The organism is Oceanobacillus rekensis (assembly GCF_002153375.1).
GTDB classification, from domain to species: domain Bacteria; phylum Bacillota; class Bacilli; order Bacillales; family Amphibacillaceae; genus Oceanobacillus; species Oceanobacillus rekensis.
Map to the genome: position 1 here is coordinate 126,068 of NZ_MTBQ01000002.1, position 20,312 is coordinate 146,379.

The 20,312-nt window shown below is 37.0% G+C and carries 16 protein-coding genes and 1 pseudogene; 10 read left to right on the forward strand and 7 right to left on the reverse strand.

Annotation, left to right across the window (positions count from 1 at the left end; all coding sequences use genetic code 11):
* Positions 1-166 precede the first annotated feature (166 nt).
* Positions 167-1,111, forward strand: a complete 945-nt coding sequence (locus tag BV906_RS04595; protein WP_087972277.1) for an EamA family transporter — start codon at positions 167-169, stop codon at positions 1,109-1,111.
* A 141-nt stretch (positions 1,112-1,252) separates the two neighbouring features.
* Here BV906_RS04595 and BV906_RS04600 read toward each other — a convergent pair whose 3' ends face one another.
* A complete protein-coding gene (locus BV906_RS04600) occupies positions 1,253-2,467 on the reverse strand; it encodes a dicarboxylate/amino acid:cation symporter (protein ID WP_087972278.1) in 1,215 nt (404 codons plus the stop codon).
* Between the two features lie 465 nt (positions 2,468-2,932).
* Positions 2,933-3,613, reverse strand: coding sequence for a phosphoribosylaminoimidazolesuccinocarboxamide synthase (locus tag BV906_RS04605; RefSeq protein WP_087972279.1), 681 nt, complete (start codon positions 3,611-3,613; stop codon positions 2,933-2,935).
* A gap of 366 nt (positions 3,614-3,979) precedes the next feature.
* On the opposite strand from BV906_RS04605, the gene BV906_RS04610 reads away from it, so the two are divergent.
* The 3 genes from BV906_RS04610 (at position 3,980) to BV906_RS04620 (ending at position 6,456) form a co-directional block, all read left to right on the forward strand.
* Positions 3,980-4,942, forward strand: coding sequence for a 3-hydroxyacyl-CoA dehydrogenase family protein (locus BV906_RS04610; RefSeq protein ID WP_176330270.1), 963 nt, complete (start codon positions 3,980-3,982; stop codon positions 4,940-4,942).
* 125 nt (positions 4,943-5,067) lie between these two features.
* Positions 5,068-5,784 carry an HAD family hydrolase gene (locus tag BV906_RS04615; RefSeq protein ID WP_087972281.1) on the forward strand — a complete coding sequence of 239 codons (717 nt, stop codon included), beginning with the start codon at positions 5,068-5,070 and terminating at the stop codon, positions 5,782-5,784.
* Positions 5,785-6,039: 255 nt separating this feature from the next.
* On the forward strand, positions 6,040-6,456 hold the full coding sequence (locus BV906_RS04620; protein WP_176330271.1) for a VanZ family protein: 417 nt from the start codon (positions 6,040-6,042) through the stop codon (positions 6,454-6,456).
* Between the two features lie 130 nt (positions 6,457-6,586).
* Here the strand turns inward: BV906_RS04620 and BV906_RS04625 are convergent, their stop codons facing one another.
* Positions 6,587-7,333, reverse strand: coding sequence for a hypothetical protein (locus BV906_RS04625; RefSeq protein ID WP_087972283.1), 747 nt, complete (start codon positions 7,331-7,333; stop codon positions 6,587-6,589).
* 238 nt (positions 7,334-7,571) lie between these two features.
* Between BV906_RS04625 and BV906_RS04630 the strand changes: the two genes are divergently transcribed.
* From BV906_RS04630 to BV906_RS19755, 4 genes are all read left to right on the forward strand, one after another.
* Positions 7,572-9,149, forward strand: coding sequence for an FAD-dependent oxidoreductase (locus BV906_RS04630; RefSeq protein WP_087972284.1), 1,578 nt, complete (start codon positions 7,572-7,574; stop codon positions 9,147-9,149).
* A 101-nt stretch (positions 9,150-9,250) separates the two neighbouring features.
* The gene (locus BV906_RS19625; protein ID WP_217896379.1) at positions 9,251-9,376 is read left to right on the forward strand and encodes a transposase; all 126 of its coding nucleotides are present in this window, start codon (positions 9,251-9,253) and stop codon (positions 9,374-9,376) included.
* Between the two features lie 719 nt (positions 9,377-10,095).
* The gene (locus BV906_RS04635; RefSeq protein WP_245843892.1) at positions 10,096-12,249 is read left to right on the forward strand and encodes a peptidase G2 autoproteolytic cleavage domain-containing protein; all 2,154 of its coding nucleotides are present in this window, start codon (positions 10,096-10,098) and stop codon (positions 12,247-12,249) included.
* Between the two features lie 555 nt (positions 12,250-12,804).
* Complete coding sequence (locus tag BV906_RS19755) at positions 12,805-13,041, forward strand: transposase (protein WP_281254124.1); 237 nt, start codon at positions 12,805-12,807, stop codon at positions 13,039-13,041.
* A gap of 86 nt (positions 13,042-13,127) precedes the next feature.
* Here the strand turns inward: BV906_RS19755 and BV906_RS04640 are convergent, their stop codons facing one another.
* A complete protein-coding gene (locus BV906_RS04640; RefSeq protein ID WP_176330272.1) occupies positions 13,128-14,156 on the reverse strand; it encodes a glycosyltransferase in 1,029 nt (342 codons plus the stop codon).
* Positions 14,157-15,350: 1,194 nt separating this feature from the next.
* On the opposite strand from BV906_RS04640, the gene BV906_RS04645 reads away from it, so the two are divergent.
* Both BV906_RS04645 and BV906_RS20225 read left to right on the forward strand, forming a co-directional pair.
* Positions 15,351-15,953, forward strand: coding sequence for a glycosyltransferase family 2 protein (locus BV906_RS04645; RefSeq protein ID WP_087972287.1), 603 nt, complete (start codon positions 15,351-15,353; stop codon positions 15,951-15,953).
* Positions 15,954-16,433: 480 nt separating this feature from the next.
* Positions 16,434-16,812 (forward strand): annotated as a pseudogene (locus tag BV906_RS20225) (transposase); the annotation flags it as partial.
* Here BV906_RS20225 and BV906_RS04655 read toward each other — a convergent pair.
* From BV906_RS04655 to BV906_RS04665, 3 genes are all read right to left on the reverse strand, one after another.
* Positions 16,786-17,541, reverse strand: coding sequence for a sulfotransferase domain-containing protein (locus BV906_RS04655; protein ID WP_087972288.1), 756 nt, complete (start codon positions 17,539-17,541; stop codon positions 16,786-16,788). The pseudogene BV906_RS20225 and the gene BV906_RS04655 sit on opposite strands and share 27 nt — an antisense overlap.
* Before the next feature lie 76 nt (positions 17,542-17,617).
* Positions 17,618-18,736: a polysaccharide biosynthesis C-terminal domain-containing protein gene (locus BV906_RS04660; protein WP_087972289.1), complete on the reverse strand. Its 1,119-nt coding sequence runs from the start codon at positions 18,734-18,736 to the stop codon at positions 17,618-17,620.
* A gap of 497 nt (positions 18,737-19,233) precedes the next feature.
* Positions 19,234-20,097: a glycosyltransferase family 61 protein gene (locus tag BV906_RS04665; RefSeq protein WP_087972290.1), complete on the reverse strand. Its 864-nt coding sequence runs from the start codon at positions 20,095-20,097 to the stop codon at positions 19,234-19,236.
* Between the last annotated feature and the right edge of the window lie 215 nt (positions 20,098-20,312).

Here is a 20,312-nt window from a genome sequence, read left to right on the forward strand (position 1 = left end):
ACGGTTCTCATGCTTCCTTTTTTTCTTGTAGAGGAAGCAAAAGAGCCGTCCCCATGCTTCTAGAAAAACAAGAAAACTATCCGGAAATATGCTATTATAGATAGGTTGGACTATTTTATTTTTTTGTGGATTAACCATATGTCTTGAAACTACTGGAGGGGATGAAATGAAGCGAAACACTGCGATGATTATTTTTATTATAGGTGCTAGTTGTTTCGGACTCAATCCGTTATTTATAAAATTGGGCTATGCGGAAGGATGGAGCCTGGGAGAAATCAATGTTGTACAGGTTATCATCGCATTAGCGATTCTTTGGATTATTGGAATCCTGTCCATTAAACGTTACCCGTGGGTGCTTCGGAAGCTTACAGTAAAAACTGTGATTTCGTTGATAATCGCCGGCAGTTTCACTGGTTTAACAAGTATTCTTTATTACGGTGCGATGCAGTACTTACCAGTTTCACTCGCTGTTGTATTACTGTTTCAATTCGTGTGGGTTGGCGTGTTGTTTGAATGGGTATTTAATAGGAAAAAGCCGAATAAAAAAACTGTACTATCTGTACTGTTAACCTTAGTTGGTGTATTTTTTGCGGCGGGGGTAATGAACGGAGGAATGTCCGATATTTCACTGATCGGGTTCGCTCTAGGGATTGGTTCTGCATTCTCATATACAGCGTTCGTTTTTGTCAGCGGACGTGTAGCTGTTGATATTCCAGCAACAGTCCGGACACCAATTATGATCACAGGTGCAGGTATATTAACATTTATTGTTTTCCCACCACATTTAACGCTAAATGAAAGCGTGTTGGGAGGCAATATATGGATTTATGCAGCAGGAGTAGCCATTTGTGGATTAATTTTAACACCGTTACTTTTTGCTATTTCGACACCGCATCTGTCTGGTAGTTTAGCAATGATTTTAGGGTCTATAGAATTACCTGTATCCGTAATCGTTGCGGCGATAGGGCTGTCCGAACATATTTCACTATCAAGATGGGCTGGCGTAATTCTCATTCTTTTGGCGATTACAATAGGAGAAATGCGAGGAGTATGGCAATACTTGAAGCAGAAAAAAAGTAATCCAGAAAAGAATAGCCGGCACTCGGCATAAAAAAGAAGCATGGGTTCTCATGCTTCTTTTTTTGATATGAAGGAAGCAAAAGAACCGTCCCCGTGCTTTTTCTGATTTTTAGTTTTAATAGAGGATGCAGTGCCGGTAATTTTGGTTACTCTCTATGGATTAATTCATGGATTATCTGCTCTTTGTGTCTTTTGCTTCCCATTTGTCTAATATCGTTGCATTTGCCACATTCCCAACAACATTTAATAACGTCCTAAATCCATCTGTTAAGCGATCGACCCCAGCAACGAGAGCGATTCCTTCTAGCGGCAGACCTGCAGCTGTTAACACCGTTGACATCATAATGATACCAGCACCAGGAACCCCTGCTGTACTGAACGATACAACTACCGCGCTTATAACAATCGCAATAATAATAGAAGGTGTTAAGTTTATATCAAATAATTGCGCAACAAACAGTGCGTTAAAAGCTTGTAAGATACAAGCACCGTCACGTTTTAAGGCAGTTCCTAAAGGTATGGAGAAACTTGCAATTTCCTGCTTCATTCTAAAACCACTTTTTGCATTTTCCATTGCTACCGGTAATGCAGCGTTTGAACTGGCCGTACCAAAAGCAATACCGAATGTTGGCAGGAAACTTTTCCAGAAATGAGATGGCGAAATTTTTAATATAGCTAATATTAATGTATAAACAACAAGCATAATACTAATTGCTAAAATTAACCCAATAATATACATGATTAATCTCTGAACAATTTCAAATCCCTGTGTAGCTATAACAGAACTAATTAACGCAAAAACGCCAATTGGTGATAGCTTTAAAACGATTAATGTAATCTTTTCTATAATTTTGTGAAAACTTTCTACGAAGGATACAAATGGTGTTGCTTTGTCCCCAACAAGGTGAATCCCAATAACAAAGAGGATTGCCGTGAAAATTACTTGCAACATGTTTCCAGATGAAAATGCCTCAAAAGGATTGGTAGGAATAATTGAAACTAGCCAGTCTATAATGCTTTGTCCTTCAGGAACTTCTTGTGTACCGGTATCATTAATAGCATCAACCGCTTTTCCTGGCTGTAAAATTTGAGCTGTAACGAGTCCGATTATAAGTGCAATAATATTGGTAAAGATATACAAAGATAATATTTTTAATGTAAGTTTACCAACGTTGTCCGAATTCTTTATACTTGAAAAACCTACAATAAGTGAAGTGAAAACGAGTGGTACAACAACAAATTGAATACCCCTTAAGAAAATTTGTCCAACAGGTGTTAAAACATATTGTTCCAGCCCGGGAACAATAGTTGGAAAGAATACATTTAAAATAACACCAAAGATGATCCCAACTATCAAGCTGAGGGTTATTTTTGTTGATAGTTTCATTGAATGGCCTCCTAATTCACATTAAAATGGTATGGTTAATAGATTTTATATTACCTTTAAATTTTTGTCAAAGTATTAAGAAAGCGCGGCGACGGTTCTCGTGCTTCCTTTTAGGCAAGCATTCGAATCTACTCACATATAATAGGTAATAGCTTTATTCCAATCATCCATAAAGGGGGCATAACGATAAAATTTATCAAGTCAAATATATTCTGCAAAAGAAGTGGTTTTGAAATGATATTACGAATGCATTTTGCAGCTAATGAAAGCAGCTTGTTTGTTCGAAATGGAAAGAAGAACTAGATGGATAAATAAACTAAAGTAGAGTGTGGGATATAGGTGTAAATAATCCGTTTAGCACGAACATTTTCTGATTGAAGTGGAGAAGAAGTGAAAGATAACGAATGAAGAATAATTTTGTTTGTTTTTAAAAAAGGCTGACCAATTTCATGGCCAGCCTTTTGTTTATAGGAATAGTTTTTCCAGTTCTAATGGTTCGATATACTCTCCGTCTTTATATGCGCGCATGTTTCCACCAGAGATTTCATCAATAAGAACAATTTGTTTGTCCTCGCCAGTTCGTCCAAATTCAAATTTAATGTCATATAAATCGATGCCTTTTTTAGCAAGTTCATCTTTGACCACATTTGCAATTTGCTGTGTGAGGTTCTTTAACTCTTTGTATTCTTCCTTGGATAAAATGCCAAGCATGTCCAAAGCATCCTCACTTATTGGCGGATCTTCGCGATCATCATCTTTTAAAGTAACTTCCACAAAAGCATCAAGTGGTTGTCCTTCTTCAGCGTACAAACCATATCTGCGCAGGAAACTCCCAACTGCACGGTATCTGCAAATTACTTCAAGACCTTTTCCAAAAACTTCAGCAGGTTTAACAGTCATGGTCGCCTGTTCGATATCGGCATCAATATAATGGGTTGGAATCCCTTTTTCCTTTAAAGTTTCAAAAAAGTATTTCGTTAATCGTAACCCAGCACGGCCAGCACCTTCCAATGTTAGTCCAACTGTATTTGCTCCCGGATCAAAAACACCCTCTGTACCAGTGACATCATCTTTAAATTGAAGCAGGTAATTTCCATCTTCCAATTCATAGACATCTTTTGTTTTTCCTTTGTACGTTAGCTTCATGGACAAAACTCCTTTGATAATATAACGTTTATACAATTTAATCACTTTAATTATAATAATAAAATAGTGGAAGGACAAGGTATAATCGATGATTTAACGAATTGCAGCCAAAAACTCCTTAAAAAGGAGGCAACTCCATGCTTCCATCTATTCAGAAAAAGAAAAAAGTGGGAATAATATACATGGCGTTCCTTATAGAGGAACAACCACCTTTACCTAGAAGTAATTTACATATACTATGAGACAAAGTCAACTTGTTTCTTTTACGTATAAATCGAGTGTATACTTAAATATTTAATAAGTCATAAGCTACTTACTTATCTACATACAGTTGCTAAATTTGATTATATGAAATGGGGTATTAAAATGGAAAATATCACAGTACTTGGAGCAGGAATTATGGGACATGGTGCTGCACAATTATTTGCCCAAGCAGGGAAAAATGTACGTATTCGAGCCAGACGCGAGACATCCTTGGAAAAAGCACGGGAACTCATTACAAATAGCTTGAAAATAATGGTCGAAAAAGAAATGCTGACTCAGAATGAAATGGAAAAGACATTAGCCCGGATCACATACACAACAGATTTGCTTGAAGCTATTCAGGGCGCTGACTTTATTCTTGAATCCATTCCAGAAGTTCTTGAACAAAAACTAGAAACATATGAAATTATTGAAAGCGTTGTCTCTGAAAAAACGATTATTTCATCGAATACATCTACATTTCCATTGGAAGAATTAACTCAGGAAGCAAAGCATCCGGAAAGATTTATAATTACTCACTTCTTTAACCCACCACAGCTTGTACCAATTGTGGAAATTGTTCAATTCGAGAAGACAGATGAAAAGATTGTGAACACAACTTATGATTTAATGAAGGAAATCGGAAAATCCCCAGTAGTTCTAAAAAAAGAGATTACAGGCTTTATCGTTAACCGTGTTCAAGTAGCGATGCTTCGTGAGGCCTTCCACTTAATGGAAATGGGAGTAGCTACGGCTGAAGATATCGATATCGCTATGAAAGGAAGCATGGGCTTTAAATGGGCGTTCTGCGGTCCAATGGAAAGTCAGGATTTAGCCGGTCTGCAAACAACAGAAGCTATGGTTGGTAACATTATGAAAGATCTATCAAATACAAGAGATGTTCCTTCTTTCTTAAAAGAAATGGTAGAAAATGATCAACACGGCATTCGAACGAATCAAGGTTTCTACAACTATGATGATAATGGTGAAAAAGCCATCAATACAAGAGACGACCATTTCCTGGACCTCCTCAAGTTACAAATAAACAAAGAGAAAAAGAACAAAACTATTTCATCATCAAAATAAGACAGTGGAGGCATGGGGACGGTTCTCATGCTTCTTTTTTTTGTGAAGCAAGTGAAGCAAAAGAACCTTTCCCGTGCTTCTCCTTCACTATGAATTATAGTATGATTGTAGGGGAGGTTGATAGAATGGATACTATTATTTTTGATGTGGATGATACGTTATACGATCAAGCAGCATCATTTAAAAATACATGTAAGAAAATGATTGATAAGACTTTTACTGATCAGGAATTGGATAATCTTTATATTATAAGCCGCAAGTATAGTGATGCGCTATTTGATGAACAAGTAGCGGGTAAAATAACGATTAGGGAAATGCATATACGTCGTATGAAAGATGCATGTGCTGAGGTTGGCATTGATATGACAGATCAGGAGGCAATGGATTTCCAAGAAGCCTATGTAGCTGAGCAGCAAAGAATCGCCTTATTTGATGAAGTGATCGAGCTATTGGATCTGCTTGTAGAGAATAATAAGCAGCTTGCAATCCTTACAAACGGAGCCGAGGGGCATCAATCGATGAAAATAAATCAACTGAAACTGGATAGATGGATTCCTGAAGAGAATACTTTTATATCAGGTGCAATTGGTCATGCGAAACCATCTATAGAAGTTTTTACGGTTCTTGAGAATAAACTTGGATTAGACAAGGGAAAAACCGTTTATGTTGGTGATTCTTTTGCGAATGATATGGTAGGTGCAAAACAAGCAGGCTGGCATGCGGTATGGATGAATCATCGAAATAGAAACATGCCGGATGACAGTGTTAAGCCAGATAAGGTACTTTATAGTGCAAAAGAATTATTAGATCTTTTCAGTAAAGAGATGTTATTGGTTAAATAGAAGCTGTATTTGGAAAAGGTTTGATTTTGGGGAGCTGACTTATTACCCTTGAATCAATTAGGTGCTGCTACTTAAATATTGGCTTCAGTATATAAAAATGGGAACCTGGTCATATGTAGACCGTGTTCCCATTTTTTCTTTTCTCGCTAAGTGATTTAAAAACTATGCCAAAATGCTACGGAATGCCCCATGCTTCCAATTGTATGACATCTCCTGTTTTCGTCTATAATGGAAAATAGCGGGAGTCGAATTATTATGATTTTTTTACTTATTCTATGGATTATCTTTATTTTTATTTGTACATGTACAAGTAATGTTCATGCACTATTTGAAAATTTTGATATAAGTTTTTCTTTCACACCAACACCTGATTGGAGTAGCTTATTTCAGCTTTATTCTCCGGTAAATGTGAGCAAGTTTGAGATGACAGGGCACTTTATGATGTTCTTTGTGTTGACATGTCTATTACTGGAAGTCATTAAGGAGAAGGGACTATTTATTGTAATAGCCATTACCTTTGCCATCTTTACGGAGTTCCTGCAACCCTTCTTTGGCAGGGGTGCAGATATATACGACATAGCTGCTGATGTAATTGGTGTATTTATAGCAGTTGGATTAGTTTCCGTCCGTTATATTTTCTATCGTTGGGCGGAAAGTGAAAAGGAAGCATGAGGACGGTCCTCATGCTTCCTTTTTTGATGCGGAGTGAGGCGCAAGTGGAAGCAAATTCGCATCCCCGTTCTTCCGGTTGTACCTGTGAAATGAGAGTTCACTGAACTTCTTATGATAAATTTTTCTCTTTTTATCGTTCACAAGTTTTCCTTCTTCTTATTTTCGTTATTATTTTCCTAATGAAAATAGGACTAACTTTTCCCTCTAATAATAGAAGTAAGCCACCAATCCCTAGCACGAGCCAGACATTGGGAAAGCTGAGGATAGTAAGATAATTGCCGTAAAACGCTCCAAGTAATATAAAAGCACCCTTGAACCGATGATTCAAGTTGGTTAGTTGGAACAGGCCGGTTACAATGAGGACTGCTGCGGCCAGAATCGGCCCTCTCGCATCATGACTGATTAGAAAGGTAATATAAAAATAGACAGCACCAAACCAGGCCACTGCACCAAGGTAGCGCCAGATTTTGAAAAAACGCATTAGCATATGAGCTATGGCCATATACATTACCACAATAAAAATACCTAGAAATAGAATATGAAACAGCCAAAAATAGGATGTGTTAATCAGTTTTACAAAGATATTCCCGGAAACATATTGGTAGCTTATAAATGCTAGATAGATGATAAGAATTGGTAAGATATATGTAAAAAACAGCCGGCTTAATCCTTTTTTTACAACTACTTTCCGATCTTTGGAATTTTTAGCAGACTCACTGGTCCTTTGCATTTTCTTATATTCTATTCGACTGATACGTGGTGTTTGTTCAACATCTGGCTCGTTCCAGTCGTCTTCAGATTGGTTGTCCATCGGTTCATGTTCGGGAACGTAATCATCATGATCTTCTTTTTTATCTTTATTCCAAAAAGCGCTCACAAGGAAGCCCTCCAATTTTTGATAACGTGTATCACTGTTTTATTATATCAAAATTCGCGGAGGCCGTATATCGCGTTAAACGATGGGAGGAAGCATGGGGATGGTTCTCATGCTTCCTTTTTTGATGCTTAGTAAGGAGCAGAAGGAAGCAAATTCGCGTCCCCGTGCTTCTTACGTATAGTCCAATTGGGAAATGGGAATTCTATTGGTAAAGTATGGAATGGAGGATTTATTGATTATGACGAATAAGGATTATACAGGAGGTAAATTGCCTGAGTCTCCCGAGTCCTATTGGAAGGACTCTACCGATTTACCGGAGTTCCCTAAGCTGGATAAAGATATTCATGTTGATGTGGTTATTGTTGGAGGCGGTATTACTGGCATAACATCTGCCTACCTTTTGGCAAATAAGGGTCTCAAGGTTGCTGTGTTGGAGGCGGATAGGTTACTGAATGGAACGACGGGACATACAACGGCAAAGATTACTGCCCAACATGATTTAATATACGATGAATTGATTACGAACATGGGGAAAAGCAAGGCAAGGTTATATTATGAAGCCAATACAGAGGCATTACAATTTATCAAAAAAACAATCGACCAACATCAAATTGACTGTGACTTTAGTGAACAGGATGCTTATATTTATGCAACAACAGAGGGATATGAACAAAAGATCCAAAAAGAAGCGAAGGCATATGAACAACTTCGCATTGATGGGGCACTTGTTGATTCGATTCCTTTTGATATAGAAGTAAAAAATGCATTAGTGATGCGAAATCAGGGACAGTTTCACCCAATTAAATACATGAACCCACTTGTCCAGAATATCACGGAACAGGGCGGGCAGATTTTTGAGAATACAACGGCAGTAAATGTTGAAACAGGAGAGCAGCCAGCGGTTCTTACACGTGACGGTGCTAAGGTTACAGCTAATCATGTACTCGCATGTTCACATTTTCCATTTTATGAGGGCCTCGGACTTTATTCTACAAGAATGTATGCAGATCGTTCATATGCGCTTGCGGCCAAAGTCAACAAGAAATTCCCGGGTGGAATGTATATTAGTGCGGACAAACCAAATCGTTCACTAAGATCTGTAACGATTAATGGGGAGGAAATGGTACTTATTGTTGGGGAAAGTCACAAAACAGGACAGGGCGTAGACACAATGGAACATTACAAAGCCTTGGAGGAATTCGGTCAACAGGTTCTTGGACTAGAAAAGATTAACTACCGCTGGTCTGCGCAAGATTTGACAACTTTGGATAAGGTCCCATATATCGGCGAAATAACAGCTGGTCAGCCAAATATATTAATTGCGACTGGATACAGGAAATGGGGAATGTCCAATGGAACGGCTGCCGCTCTTCTGTTATGTGACATTGTCTTGAAAGAAAAGAACAATTTTAAAGAGTTATACACACCATCAAGATTTTATGCGAATCCGAGTATAAAAAACTTCTTCGTGCAAAACGCAGATGTTGTTTCCCATTTAATTAAAGGAAAACTTGAAATGACAAATATTGATCCTTTTACATTATCAAATGATGAAGGGTCTATCATTAGTGTTAAAGGGGAAAGAAAAGGTGCCTATAAGGATAAGGAAGGAAAGTTGCATATAGTAGATACAACTTGTACGCACATGGGATGCGAAGTCGAATGGAATAGCGGCGAACGATCCTGGGATTGTCCGTGTCATGGCTCTCGATTTACATATACCGGTGATGTCATGGAAGGCCCAGCAGAAAAACCGTTACAGCAATATGATTATAAACTGCTGGACAACCTCACTTCCGAAGACTCTGGGTACTAAATATAAAAAGGAAGCATGGGAACGGTTCTCATGCTTCCTTTTTAATGATGAACTGCACCCCAAATTTTGGACACAATATAAAATTTGGAGGTACTGTTCAGATGTCTAATAGAAAGACAGAAGAAAAAGTTCAGGTAGTTAAACGTTACTTGGAAGGCAATGATAGCTACAGAGATCTAGCACAAGACGCAGGAATAGATGAAGGAGAAATTAGATATTGGGTGTAGAAGTACCAATATCAAAGAGATAAGGCCTTTAAAAAAGACTATACAAATTATTCCTTACAATTTAAACTAGACGAACTAAACTATATGAATGAGGATAGGACGTCTATCTGGGAATGATTACATCCATAAGAATGTACCACTTCTACCATGTTTTTTCACCAGTGTTTGCCACAAAAAATATACCACTTATTGCCAATGCGTTTACCAATGGGGTAACGTAATGGCTTCGGAAAGTGAAAAAGCCTAGATCCCTCTTTATATTTACTGGGGAATTAGGCTTATGGTCTTCCGAATCGCCCCCGATTCTTGAATAGGCTACTATATTATGATGGAGAATTACATACTATTCAATATTTAAATTTGAATTATTTTCATTTAGTGATTATTGTATATCATCGGTCTCTGACATGAAAAAGAAGCACTTCATTAGTATTTTTAAAGGATTTAACAGTTTAAATACTTCGTCAACACTATATTTTCCATCAAATAGCCCCCTATTAAAAACAACAAACGTTTTATTAAAACCATTTTACAACATTTGTTGCTTCAAAACAGAGCTTAACGTTGTAAACGCGGTTATGAATAGTTAGAAATATAAAACTTAACCTTGAGAAGGCGCTATATTTGCGGAATTGTTCCAATTCTCTACTAATTATCCAATCCATAATACTATCAACACCATATCATACAGTAATGGAATGATAAAGGAGGTTGATTTCATGTCTGATCAGAACGAGATGAAGTCCAATGAAAATCTGGAGGAAGAGGTTCAAGACCAGGAAATAGGGATTTTGCAAGTAGAACCTTGTTGTGATAACGGTTGTATTTTGACGGATGCTGCAAATGGATGTTCTGTAGCGGAAGGAACGGGTAATACGGCCAGTGGATTTGCTTCCCATGCAGAGGGCGTCGGCAACACCACGAATGGAAGAGCCGCTCACGCGGAGGGAGGAGGATCGGCTACAATAGGCGATCTACCTAACCATGCGGTAGGGGATAGCTCTCACGCAGAAGGGCTCAATACGAGAGCATTTGGACATTTTTCCCATGCAGAAGGCGGTGGTCAAGATCCAATTGGAAATCTTGCTATTAACACAGCAGGTGGACAAAGTTCTCATGCTGAAGGAGTTGGAACGACAGCCAGTGGGTTTGCTTCTCATGCGGAAGGAGGGACTTTAAATATTAACACTAATCCAGGTCCGCAGGCGCTAGGGTTTGCCTCTCATGCAGAAGGAATAAGTACAACTGCGATTGGACAAAGTTCTCATGCGGAAGGACAGAATACAAATGCGAGTGGAATTACTTCCCATGCCGAGGGGGAGGGAACAAGCGCCAGTGGATTCCGTTCTCATGCTGAAGGGGCGGGTTCAATCGCCTCGGGCAACACCTCCCATGCCGAAGGGTTCGTTACCAGAGCAAGTGGGTTTGCCTCCCATGCGGAAGGACAAAACTTTGCTGGTATTGCAACCGAAGCGACGGGACCAGGATCACACGCCGAAGGGCAAGCTACGATGGCCAATGGGGAGGCTTCCCATACCGAAGGAAGAAGCACCTCAACTTCTGCTGGTGCGTTAGCTGCTCACGCAGAAGGAATAGGCAACACCGCAAGTGGAAGAGCCGCTCACGTGGAGGGAGGAGGATCGAATACAGTAGGTGATCAACCGAACATAGCAAGTGGGGATAGCTCTCACGCAGAAGGGATCAATACGAGAGCGTTTGCCCATTTTTCCCATGCCGAAGGTAGAAACACGACTGCTGGTGTATCGGGAAGTCCGACGTCGGGTCAATTTTCCCATGCGGAAGGAATGAATACCACCGCTAGTGGGCAGAGCTCTCATGCCGAAGGCGAAAGCACGATAGCCAGTGGATTTCAATCCCATGCGGAAGGATTTAGTACCGCTGCCAGTGGAGTGGTTTCCCATGCGGAAGGCAGTTCAACAACCGCCAGTGGGTTTGCTTCTCATGCGGAAGGATTCAGTACCGCTGCCAGTGGAGTGGTTTCCCATGCGGAGGGGCAAAGTACCACTACAGCTGGATTTACAGGTGCTCATATCATGGGGTCATTCGGGGCTGCAACAGAAGCCTTTTCTTGGTTTATTGCGAATGGAACCTCTGCAGGTTCTCCCGGTTTAGGTGCAAAATGGCTTAGATCTAGCGGCAACATGTTTGTGGATGGAGCGTTTGTTCCCGGGGGTGCCGACTATGCGGAGATGTTTGAAACCACAGACGGGAACCCGATTGATGCCGGATATTTTGTGACAACAAAAGGAAAGAAAATATGTAAAGCAACAAGCAAGGATATGTATATTGCAGGCGTTACGAGTGCGACTCCTAGTGTGATTGGGGATAGTGGGGAAATGCGATGGAAAGACAAGTTTGTGACAGATGAATGGGGAAGAATCCAGCATCACGAGGTAACCATTCCTGCGCAGACAGATAACGAAGGAAGAATCATTATTCCTGAGCGCAAAGAAACCCAGCCTATTCTGAACCCTAATTGGGATCCAAGCAAAGACTATGTTTCCCGTCTTCAGCGGCCGGAATGGGTGGCTGTGGGTTTAGTAGGGAAACTGTTAATTCGAGATGATGGCACCTGTGAAGTCAATGGGTATTGTAAGCCTAGCGATGAGGGAATAGCAACGAAGTCAAGTCAGGGATATCGTGTGCTGGAGCGTACTGGGCCAAATCAAGTATTGGTACTGCTTAACTCTGTTCCTGCAAATCAATCTAGTCGTGTTGAAGAACTTAAAGAGTTAGCAAAAATAAAAGAACAATCGATTAAGCACCTGAAAGAATTAGCCAAGTTAAAAGAACAAGGATTCCTTACTGATGAAGAGTTTCAGATAGAAAAAGGAAAGCTATTAAATTCATAAGGATATTGGTTAGGATCCCAACCTAACTTGTTAGAAAAATAGAATCTCCATGCTTTGGCCCTCTATAAATGATGATGATACTTCAAACAACTTGGTAAAGCTGTATATATACAATCATAGTTAACATAATCCTAATCGTTGATATATCGACGTTCTCGGGCTTCAGAATAAGAGGTTGCATAAAATATGGTGTTTTATGCAACCTCTTATTCAGTATAATGGCCCAATTGCGGAAGACTGCTTTTATTGAAAATCATTCAATTTTTTACAATAAGTATAACATTTTTCACCCCAAAAACTATGGATTTTTAGCTTTGATCATCCAGAAGGTATGTAGTGGTAAACTGTCTGTCATTCATTGGTACATTTTTTGTCATCTAGTGGTAAGAACTATGTCAAGGATGGTACATTTTCATTGGCTGTAATCAGGGAAACAGCTGCTATATTTAATTTGCCGTATTATTCTACTCTTAGATGCTGGGAGCATTTGTTTAACCCAAAGGAAGCAGACGCCCTAATATCAATAGGAGAGGGGCGATTAGGCATGAACAAGAAATCCGGGAAACAAGAAAGCCAAAAGATTCGGTGAAGGAATTCCGGGAGGAAGTAGAACGTTTGCGGATGGAGAATGCTTACTTAAAAAAGATGAATACCTTAGTTCAAATTAAACATAACAACCACTTCCAATGTTTTTCATTAAGGGGTCTTTCAAAAATTAGGCTGGAAGGGGCTCTCATTTGTATTGCCACTAATTTGAAAAAGTGGGAAATAATGAACACCTGGCATACATAAGAAAGCGACTGTCTTATTTGACAATCGCAAATCGTTAACACATAAGGCACATAGCCATTCTTGTTCTTTAGTTAGGAACCTTCTGACTATTCTACGCATTCCTTATATACTTCCAATGTTTCGCTAACCATATTCTTTACATCAAAATACTTTAATGCAGTATCTCGTGCTTCTATCCTGGAAAAAAGTAAATAGTCACGATTGTCAGCAAGAAGTTTCAAATCTTCAGCAATCCGTTCAGGAGTTGGCAATGGTAGTTTATATTCAGGTATCGCGTCCACATGTTGTTTTTTATCTTGCCTAAACCACTCTTGATCAATTTTCCCCCCATATCCATAGCCAAGTAAAAACCCTACATTCCCACACGCCATAGCCTCTCTTAATGAACGGCTATGTCCAAATGCTACTTGATGTTTTTGTAGTAAAGGTAGTGGATTATCAATCCACGGACGTGAGATAAATTCAGTAATAGAATGTGAATTATTTACACCAACTTTGTTTGCTTCAATTTTTACCCCCTGATCTCTTAGTATTTTAATTGTTTGATTTAGTATTCTTAATCCTCGAGATGTTTTTTCATCAGTCCGCCCGTACCATAAAATTTTTAAGGGTTCATCAAGATTGTTTGTTATTGCTAGGGGTTTAAATTTTTCTAAGTCTATTCCATTCGGGATAATGGCAATTTTTTGTTTATATTCAAGCCCAACTGAATCAGCCTGAGCAGAACCAATTGCAATGATTTTTTTTGAATGAGCTAACGCACTTGGATGAGTTTTTTGCCAAGGATATACTCCATGAATGGTAATAACTAAAGGTACATTTAATCTCTCTGAAACACTTAAAGCTGAACTATATGTTAACCTCGCGTGAGCATGAATTAAATCAACCTTGGATTTCTTAGCAAAAGTATAAAGATCATTTCCATAAAAAAAATGGATTGGAATCTCTGTGTTCAGGTTACGAGTTAAAGAGGCATAGTTATTGAGCCTTCTATTATTTCTTCTTTGATCTTTTTTGATAGCTATGGATACTTTTATTCCTAAAGAATGGAGTTCATTAGCTAAGTCCAATAGATGAGTTAAGACACCGTTTTTCATCAATACAGATGTTAACAAAATGTGCATTAAATCAATCCTTTCCTTATATTCTTTATTTTGTTAAATACCTAGGTCTTCCGTGGTAGAAAATCTTAGATCATAAAAGTTTATTAAATTATCTGATGGCAAAAATGCAAAGTAGTATCTCACTTTCTTAAAATATATTTTATATCAGCATATTAACCGAGCTTATTATTTGTTAAGATTTTCTTTTAGTTAAACTAGGCGTCACCCTTTTTTAGCAATCCTCATAATAAAAACGCATCATAATTAATTAAGAAATAATTAGTAAAAACACCTGATCTATTCATATTAACGGATTAACATTTGTTCATTTTTAATCGCTTAGAGAGGATTTTATACATTTTAATACGCCGATGCTTTTTTGTTTTTAAGAAGCCTGGAGGATACGTAAAGAGGTAGAGCTTTATGTATCCAGACTTAATAACTTAAGCCTGCTATAGACCGCAAAAAAGCGAAATATCAATATCAGCAATATCAAGAAGACCCGGGAACAAACCAAGAGGAAGTATTACTTCTGCAACCTTTTGTACTTTCTTTGATCCAGCTTGCAAGTGTGAATTTAAAGTATCTCGCAAATGAAACCATTAACGAGCGACTGTAATAGTAGTTAATTCATAGGTGCGTTGGTATAATCTCTATTTTCATAAGCAAGTAAAACTTCATATTTAAACTTTTTAGAATATGATTTCTAAAACATAGAACAACTTCCACAAAGATAAAACTGATTTTTTTAATCTGTCTACCTTAGGAGAAGCATCTCAGTATCTGCAGGCTTTCTTGAATACTGAAAATGTTGGTACCAAGCTGTATAACATCCAACTTAAAGGAAGGCTTTTCATAAGCAATCCTAAGATCGCGTATGAAATTTATAACAAGCAGACTGGGCTTTTTCTACAGGTAACAATAAAAGAATTCTTCTAAAATACAGTTACAGTCTACCTTCAAACAATCATCAAAAACACCAAGTTATCTTTGATATTAAGAACTTATTTCGGAATATCATGCGACATGATGATTAAACAAATAATCTCATTTACTAAATACCTTATCATTACGTAATACACTGGAACATTAATATTAGAACACACATATATTATTTAAGGTGATGTTATCTGGTGTTTTCCTTTGCATAAACCTTTGAATTTGTAGTTGTAATATAAATGAAGAAGAAAAGGGGAGAAATTTCCATTGAAAATTAGCTTTCTAAGTCCAGCCTATAATAGTGCAGAATGGATTAAGATCATGTTAGATAGTATTCCTAAAGAATATGCTTATGAAATTATTGTATGCGAAGATGGATCTACTGATAATACATTAAATATATTAGAAGAGTATAAGAAAGGTTGTCCTCAATTAAAAGTATTAGTTAATGAAAAAAATATAGGTGCGTATGATTCATATAATAGGTGTATTGCAGAAGCCACTGGAGACTATATCGCAATAATTGATAGTGATGATATATACTTGCCAACTATCAGGGATGTATTAGCACAAGTAGATGGCGAATATGACATATATTATTACAATATGCTTACTAAGAATGGGAGGACTTTAAGAAAACAAAAATCAGATGGTTATCGTTGGCCTGGACACTTTAAAATAATCAGAAGAAGTTTTATTGGCGATGCAAAATTCACAAATAGAAAAGATGTTCCTGGTGATATAGATTTTCATAAAGTATTAGTTAATAAGAGACCTAAATGTAAATATACTAATATATTTGCCTATTGGTACAACTCTCCGAGAACAAACTCTGAGAGTGACTTGTATCGAAGAAGGCTCAAAAAGTGACATATGTAGTGTGTTAGTTCTGGAGCGAATAACATAGAAAAGAATGTGAAGATGTATATTTAAAATAAAATAAATAACAGGGTACAGGTTCCTCATCATTAAGCTTAAACAAAACTATTCTCTTTAGAATAAAGTCAACGGGAGTGTAAACTAAACTGTGTAAGTAAGAGAGCGTACTGCTCTTACTTCGCAGTTTAGTTTTTTATTGGTAGAATAAAAATAAAAATATAACGATTAGTTGGTTGTTATTCTATTGGCTAAAACAAAGCGAGATCAGAAATCAGCTGAATTAGCGAACCAAATTCTAGGAAACAACCAACTAGAGACTGTAGAAGACATGCAGAACGCACTCAAAGATATATTTGGGCCTATGTTTGAATCCCTGTTGAAGCGTGAAATGAATGATCATTTAGGCTATAAATCAAACGATAAAGAGGGAAAAGACAGAAAACAGGTAGAATGGTTACGAGAAGAAAAGCATCTTGTCATAGCGCATTTGAATCGGTCCAACAACTGTGGACTGCCAGGGGCGATTGATGTTTGAATAAGGAACTTTCATCATGTCGAGCGACTCTATGACTATGGAAGTGCTCGACATGGTGAAAGTTATGTACACAACAAATGCGGTTGATAGTATTCATTCAAGCCTTAGAAAGGTAACCAAAAAAGGAGCATTCTCCAATGAGAACGCCCTTTAAAAGTCTTGTATTTATGCGTAACTGAGCTCAAGGAAAAATGGGAAGGTGGCCATATCCAAAACTGGTCGATTGTTATGAACCAACTTCTTAGTCACGTAATAAAAATTAGTTTGATGTATTTTTGTGTATCAAAATTAGGTAACTTTATATTCCATTTTTAGTAATGTCGAATAAAATTTTTGATTAATTATCTGCTGTTGTTCCTTATTTAGAAAGGATTTCCATCCACCTACTCGACCTTCTCTAACAAATGGAATATTCCTGTCGTTAAACTCCGAAGGGTTAAGAGGTTCTTTTTGTTTTACTTCTAATGATTTCATATTATCAAAAGAAGCCCAGTCTATAGCTTCTTGGATTTCTTCATCTGTTCTATCTAAATTTAAAAATTTTAGGAGTCTGTATACTTCTCTAGAAGTATCGATGAGAAGGTCCTCGTATTTAACAAGTAAAAAACCATTCTTTACATTTTTTTGATTCGTAATCCAACTTTCAACACTTTCATCCCACATTCCAGGCCAAACATTTCCTAACAAGAATTTTTCAAAAAACTCATTAAACTCATTAAACATTAATTTAGAACCTTCCCCAAGGTATTTTAAGTGATGAAAATAATATGAGATCACTATATCCCGAGGGTCTCTTACCAAATAAATTACTTTAGGATATGTGAAATCGTAACTCTCATGGCTCCATACAAGGTGTGGGGAAGGAAGGTTATCTACCATTTCCTCTTTAAGCCTTTGGATAAATTCAAATCTGTTTGCCCAGTCTATTTTTTTTCTATATAATAACGTTCCAATTAGAAATAATAGGTAGTTGTTCCCTGACTTTGGATATGCAACTATACAAATATCATCAGATTGGATTTTATAAGTAAGGCCTTTTGACATGCTTTTTCACCCTTTATTAATTTTACTTTAAGAAAACAGCGAATTTATGAATTAGTATCATTTAATGTCATTAATTTTAAGGTTGAACATTTGATGGAATAGTATCCGGTTTATTAGGATTAAATACTTCATTCGCCCAAAATAAAACAATCATTTCCTCATTTGATAAATTCTCAATGGAATGTATATATCCTGGTGGGATGTCTACGACTTCTATCTTTTTGTCTGTAACAAAATAAGTTATTACTTCATCCGAATCTATGTTTCTAAATTTAATATTTGCTTCTCCTTTTATGACAAGAAATTTTTCTATTTTTGTATTATGATAATGGTTTCCTCTTATTACGCCTTTTCGTGATTTAGAGACAAATATTTGGCCCATCTCATGCGATTTAATTAATTCAAATAGGGTTCCTCTTTCATCATCATAAGTAGGCAATTCATATGAGAAATTGTTCTTATCGAAATAGGACATATATGTTGAATATAGAAATCTAGTCAATTTATCGGACAAATTAGGAAGCATTAAGGTTTTTCGTATATCTCTTATTTCATAGAGTTTATTAGCCAATTCACCTAATGTTATTTTGAAGTTCTGACTTATAGAACAATCGTACTGTCCTTCTTTTGTCCTTTTATAAATACAATCTGTAAAACTATTTACCACATCATCAATGTACACCAATTCTATACTTTTGTTAGAGTCATGAATTGAAATATCTATACCGTGTGAAATATTGTAACAAAAAGTGGCGGCGACTGAATTATAATTAGGCTTACACCATTTCCCGAACACATTTGGTAATCTATATATATAAACCTCTGCACCCGTTTCCACACTATATCTTTTAAGAATATCTTCTGCCTTTTTTTTGCTTATGCCATATGGGGTATTAAGTTCTGCCTGAGTGGACGATGAAAACACTATTTTAGGATTTTTATTAACTTTCTTTAAATAGTTTACTATTAATTCAGTCAACCCCAGGTTAGTTCTCACAAATTCTTCATCATCTAGTGGTCTATTAACTCCTGCTAAATGGTATATGATATCCGAATCATTCAAATATTGATAAAGCAAGGATAGGGAATCCCTACTACTATACGTCATTATTGTTAAACCTTCTTCCCTAGATAGTCTTTCCGCCAAGTTTTTACCAATAAAGCCAGTTGCACCAGTTATTAACACTTTAACCATTTACTTAACTCCTCGCACTTTTATTTGAGTTAGTCATTATCTTCAGTAAACTTTTGTTAGTCCAATAAACCACCATGTCTCAACAATTGTTCAATCTTCTGGAATGATAATAAATTAGCATTCGACTCATATTTCGAGAAATTTACTTTGGGAAGATGTTTGTAATTATTGTATATTTTTGAAGATGGGAGTAACGGGTAGATAACACAGCAATCGTCACTACAATGATAAGTAAATTCCGATTCATACTAAGAAACTAATACCTTATGAAGCTTTTCGCCCGAACAATTCCCTATTTCTTTTATTAATATATTTATCAGTTAAGTTATTGATTAAAACCTTGCCAGATCCACGATGCGGAAAGATAACATTTTCATCACATATACCTCTCTCCAATTGACCCTTGGCTGTTTTTAGGAGCATGTCAATGGCTTGAGGTAAGGTTTCAGAAAAATCATTAGTAGTTTCAACTGGTGATTATTATTTTCTATCTATTATTAAATTTCTGCGCTATCCACTATTTCCAATAATTTATCTATATTGACAATAAGGTTGTTCATTATTACATGAACACTAGATGGAGGATATGCGACCGAACACATTAGAAGGTAATAGTCTAGATTAAGATAATTACCAATTTTTATAAATTCGTCTGAAGTTGAATTGAATAACTGAATGACCTTAGTTCCTGGATTACAAAATAATAAATTTGTCAGTCCTGCACCATTTGACCCAATAACAGCTTTAGCTGACGAAAAGATATTAATTTGTTCTTGTACCGACATGGAAGACAAAACAATTTTTTTAAATCCTCTTTTTTCCAATACCCCCATCACTTCTTCTTCATTAATAACTTTCCTCCATAAAGCATCTTCGCGACTAATATAAATTCGTTCAAATTCACTTGAATTTTTAACAGATTCTTTATTAAGAAAAGTTTCGCGTAGAAAATCTACGGTCCATTTTACACTTGTTCCTATATTAAATGGGACTGATGGGAGAACCAAGTTTTCTGCCCTCAGGTGCATTCCTGGTGTAAGCTGAATAATTTTATTTTTAGGAATCCCCAGCGTTTCAATAGTTTCCCGATGATATCGAAATTTTAGCGGTGGTAAAACGTATTTATCTATCTGGATTCCACTGAGTTGCAACAAGTGAAACCTGCCTACAGTATCATGTAACCAATGCCAATAATTAGAGTGTCCCGCCCAAGCTAAAACTGCTACTGTCCCATGATAATAGGATGGTGAAGGAATACGTGTATTTCTAAAGTAATCCCAATATAAATGAAAAGCCATGTCTCGTAGCAGTTTACGATCGGGGGTCAATACAAAAACCATCCCTTCTACTAATCTATTCATCCACACACTTCCATGTTTAACAATGGAAACAAAGGATTTATCAAACTTATGACTCACTCCAAATTGTGGAGGGTTTACCCAATCTACCCATTTTGGTGGATCTCCTTTTGGAGCAGTAAATTGGAAAGCCTCATTTGTATAAAACTCTTTATAAACATGCTGTATTTCACTACCTAGCTTTGTTTCCTGAATCCAATCACTTGTGTTTAAATAAA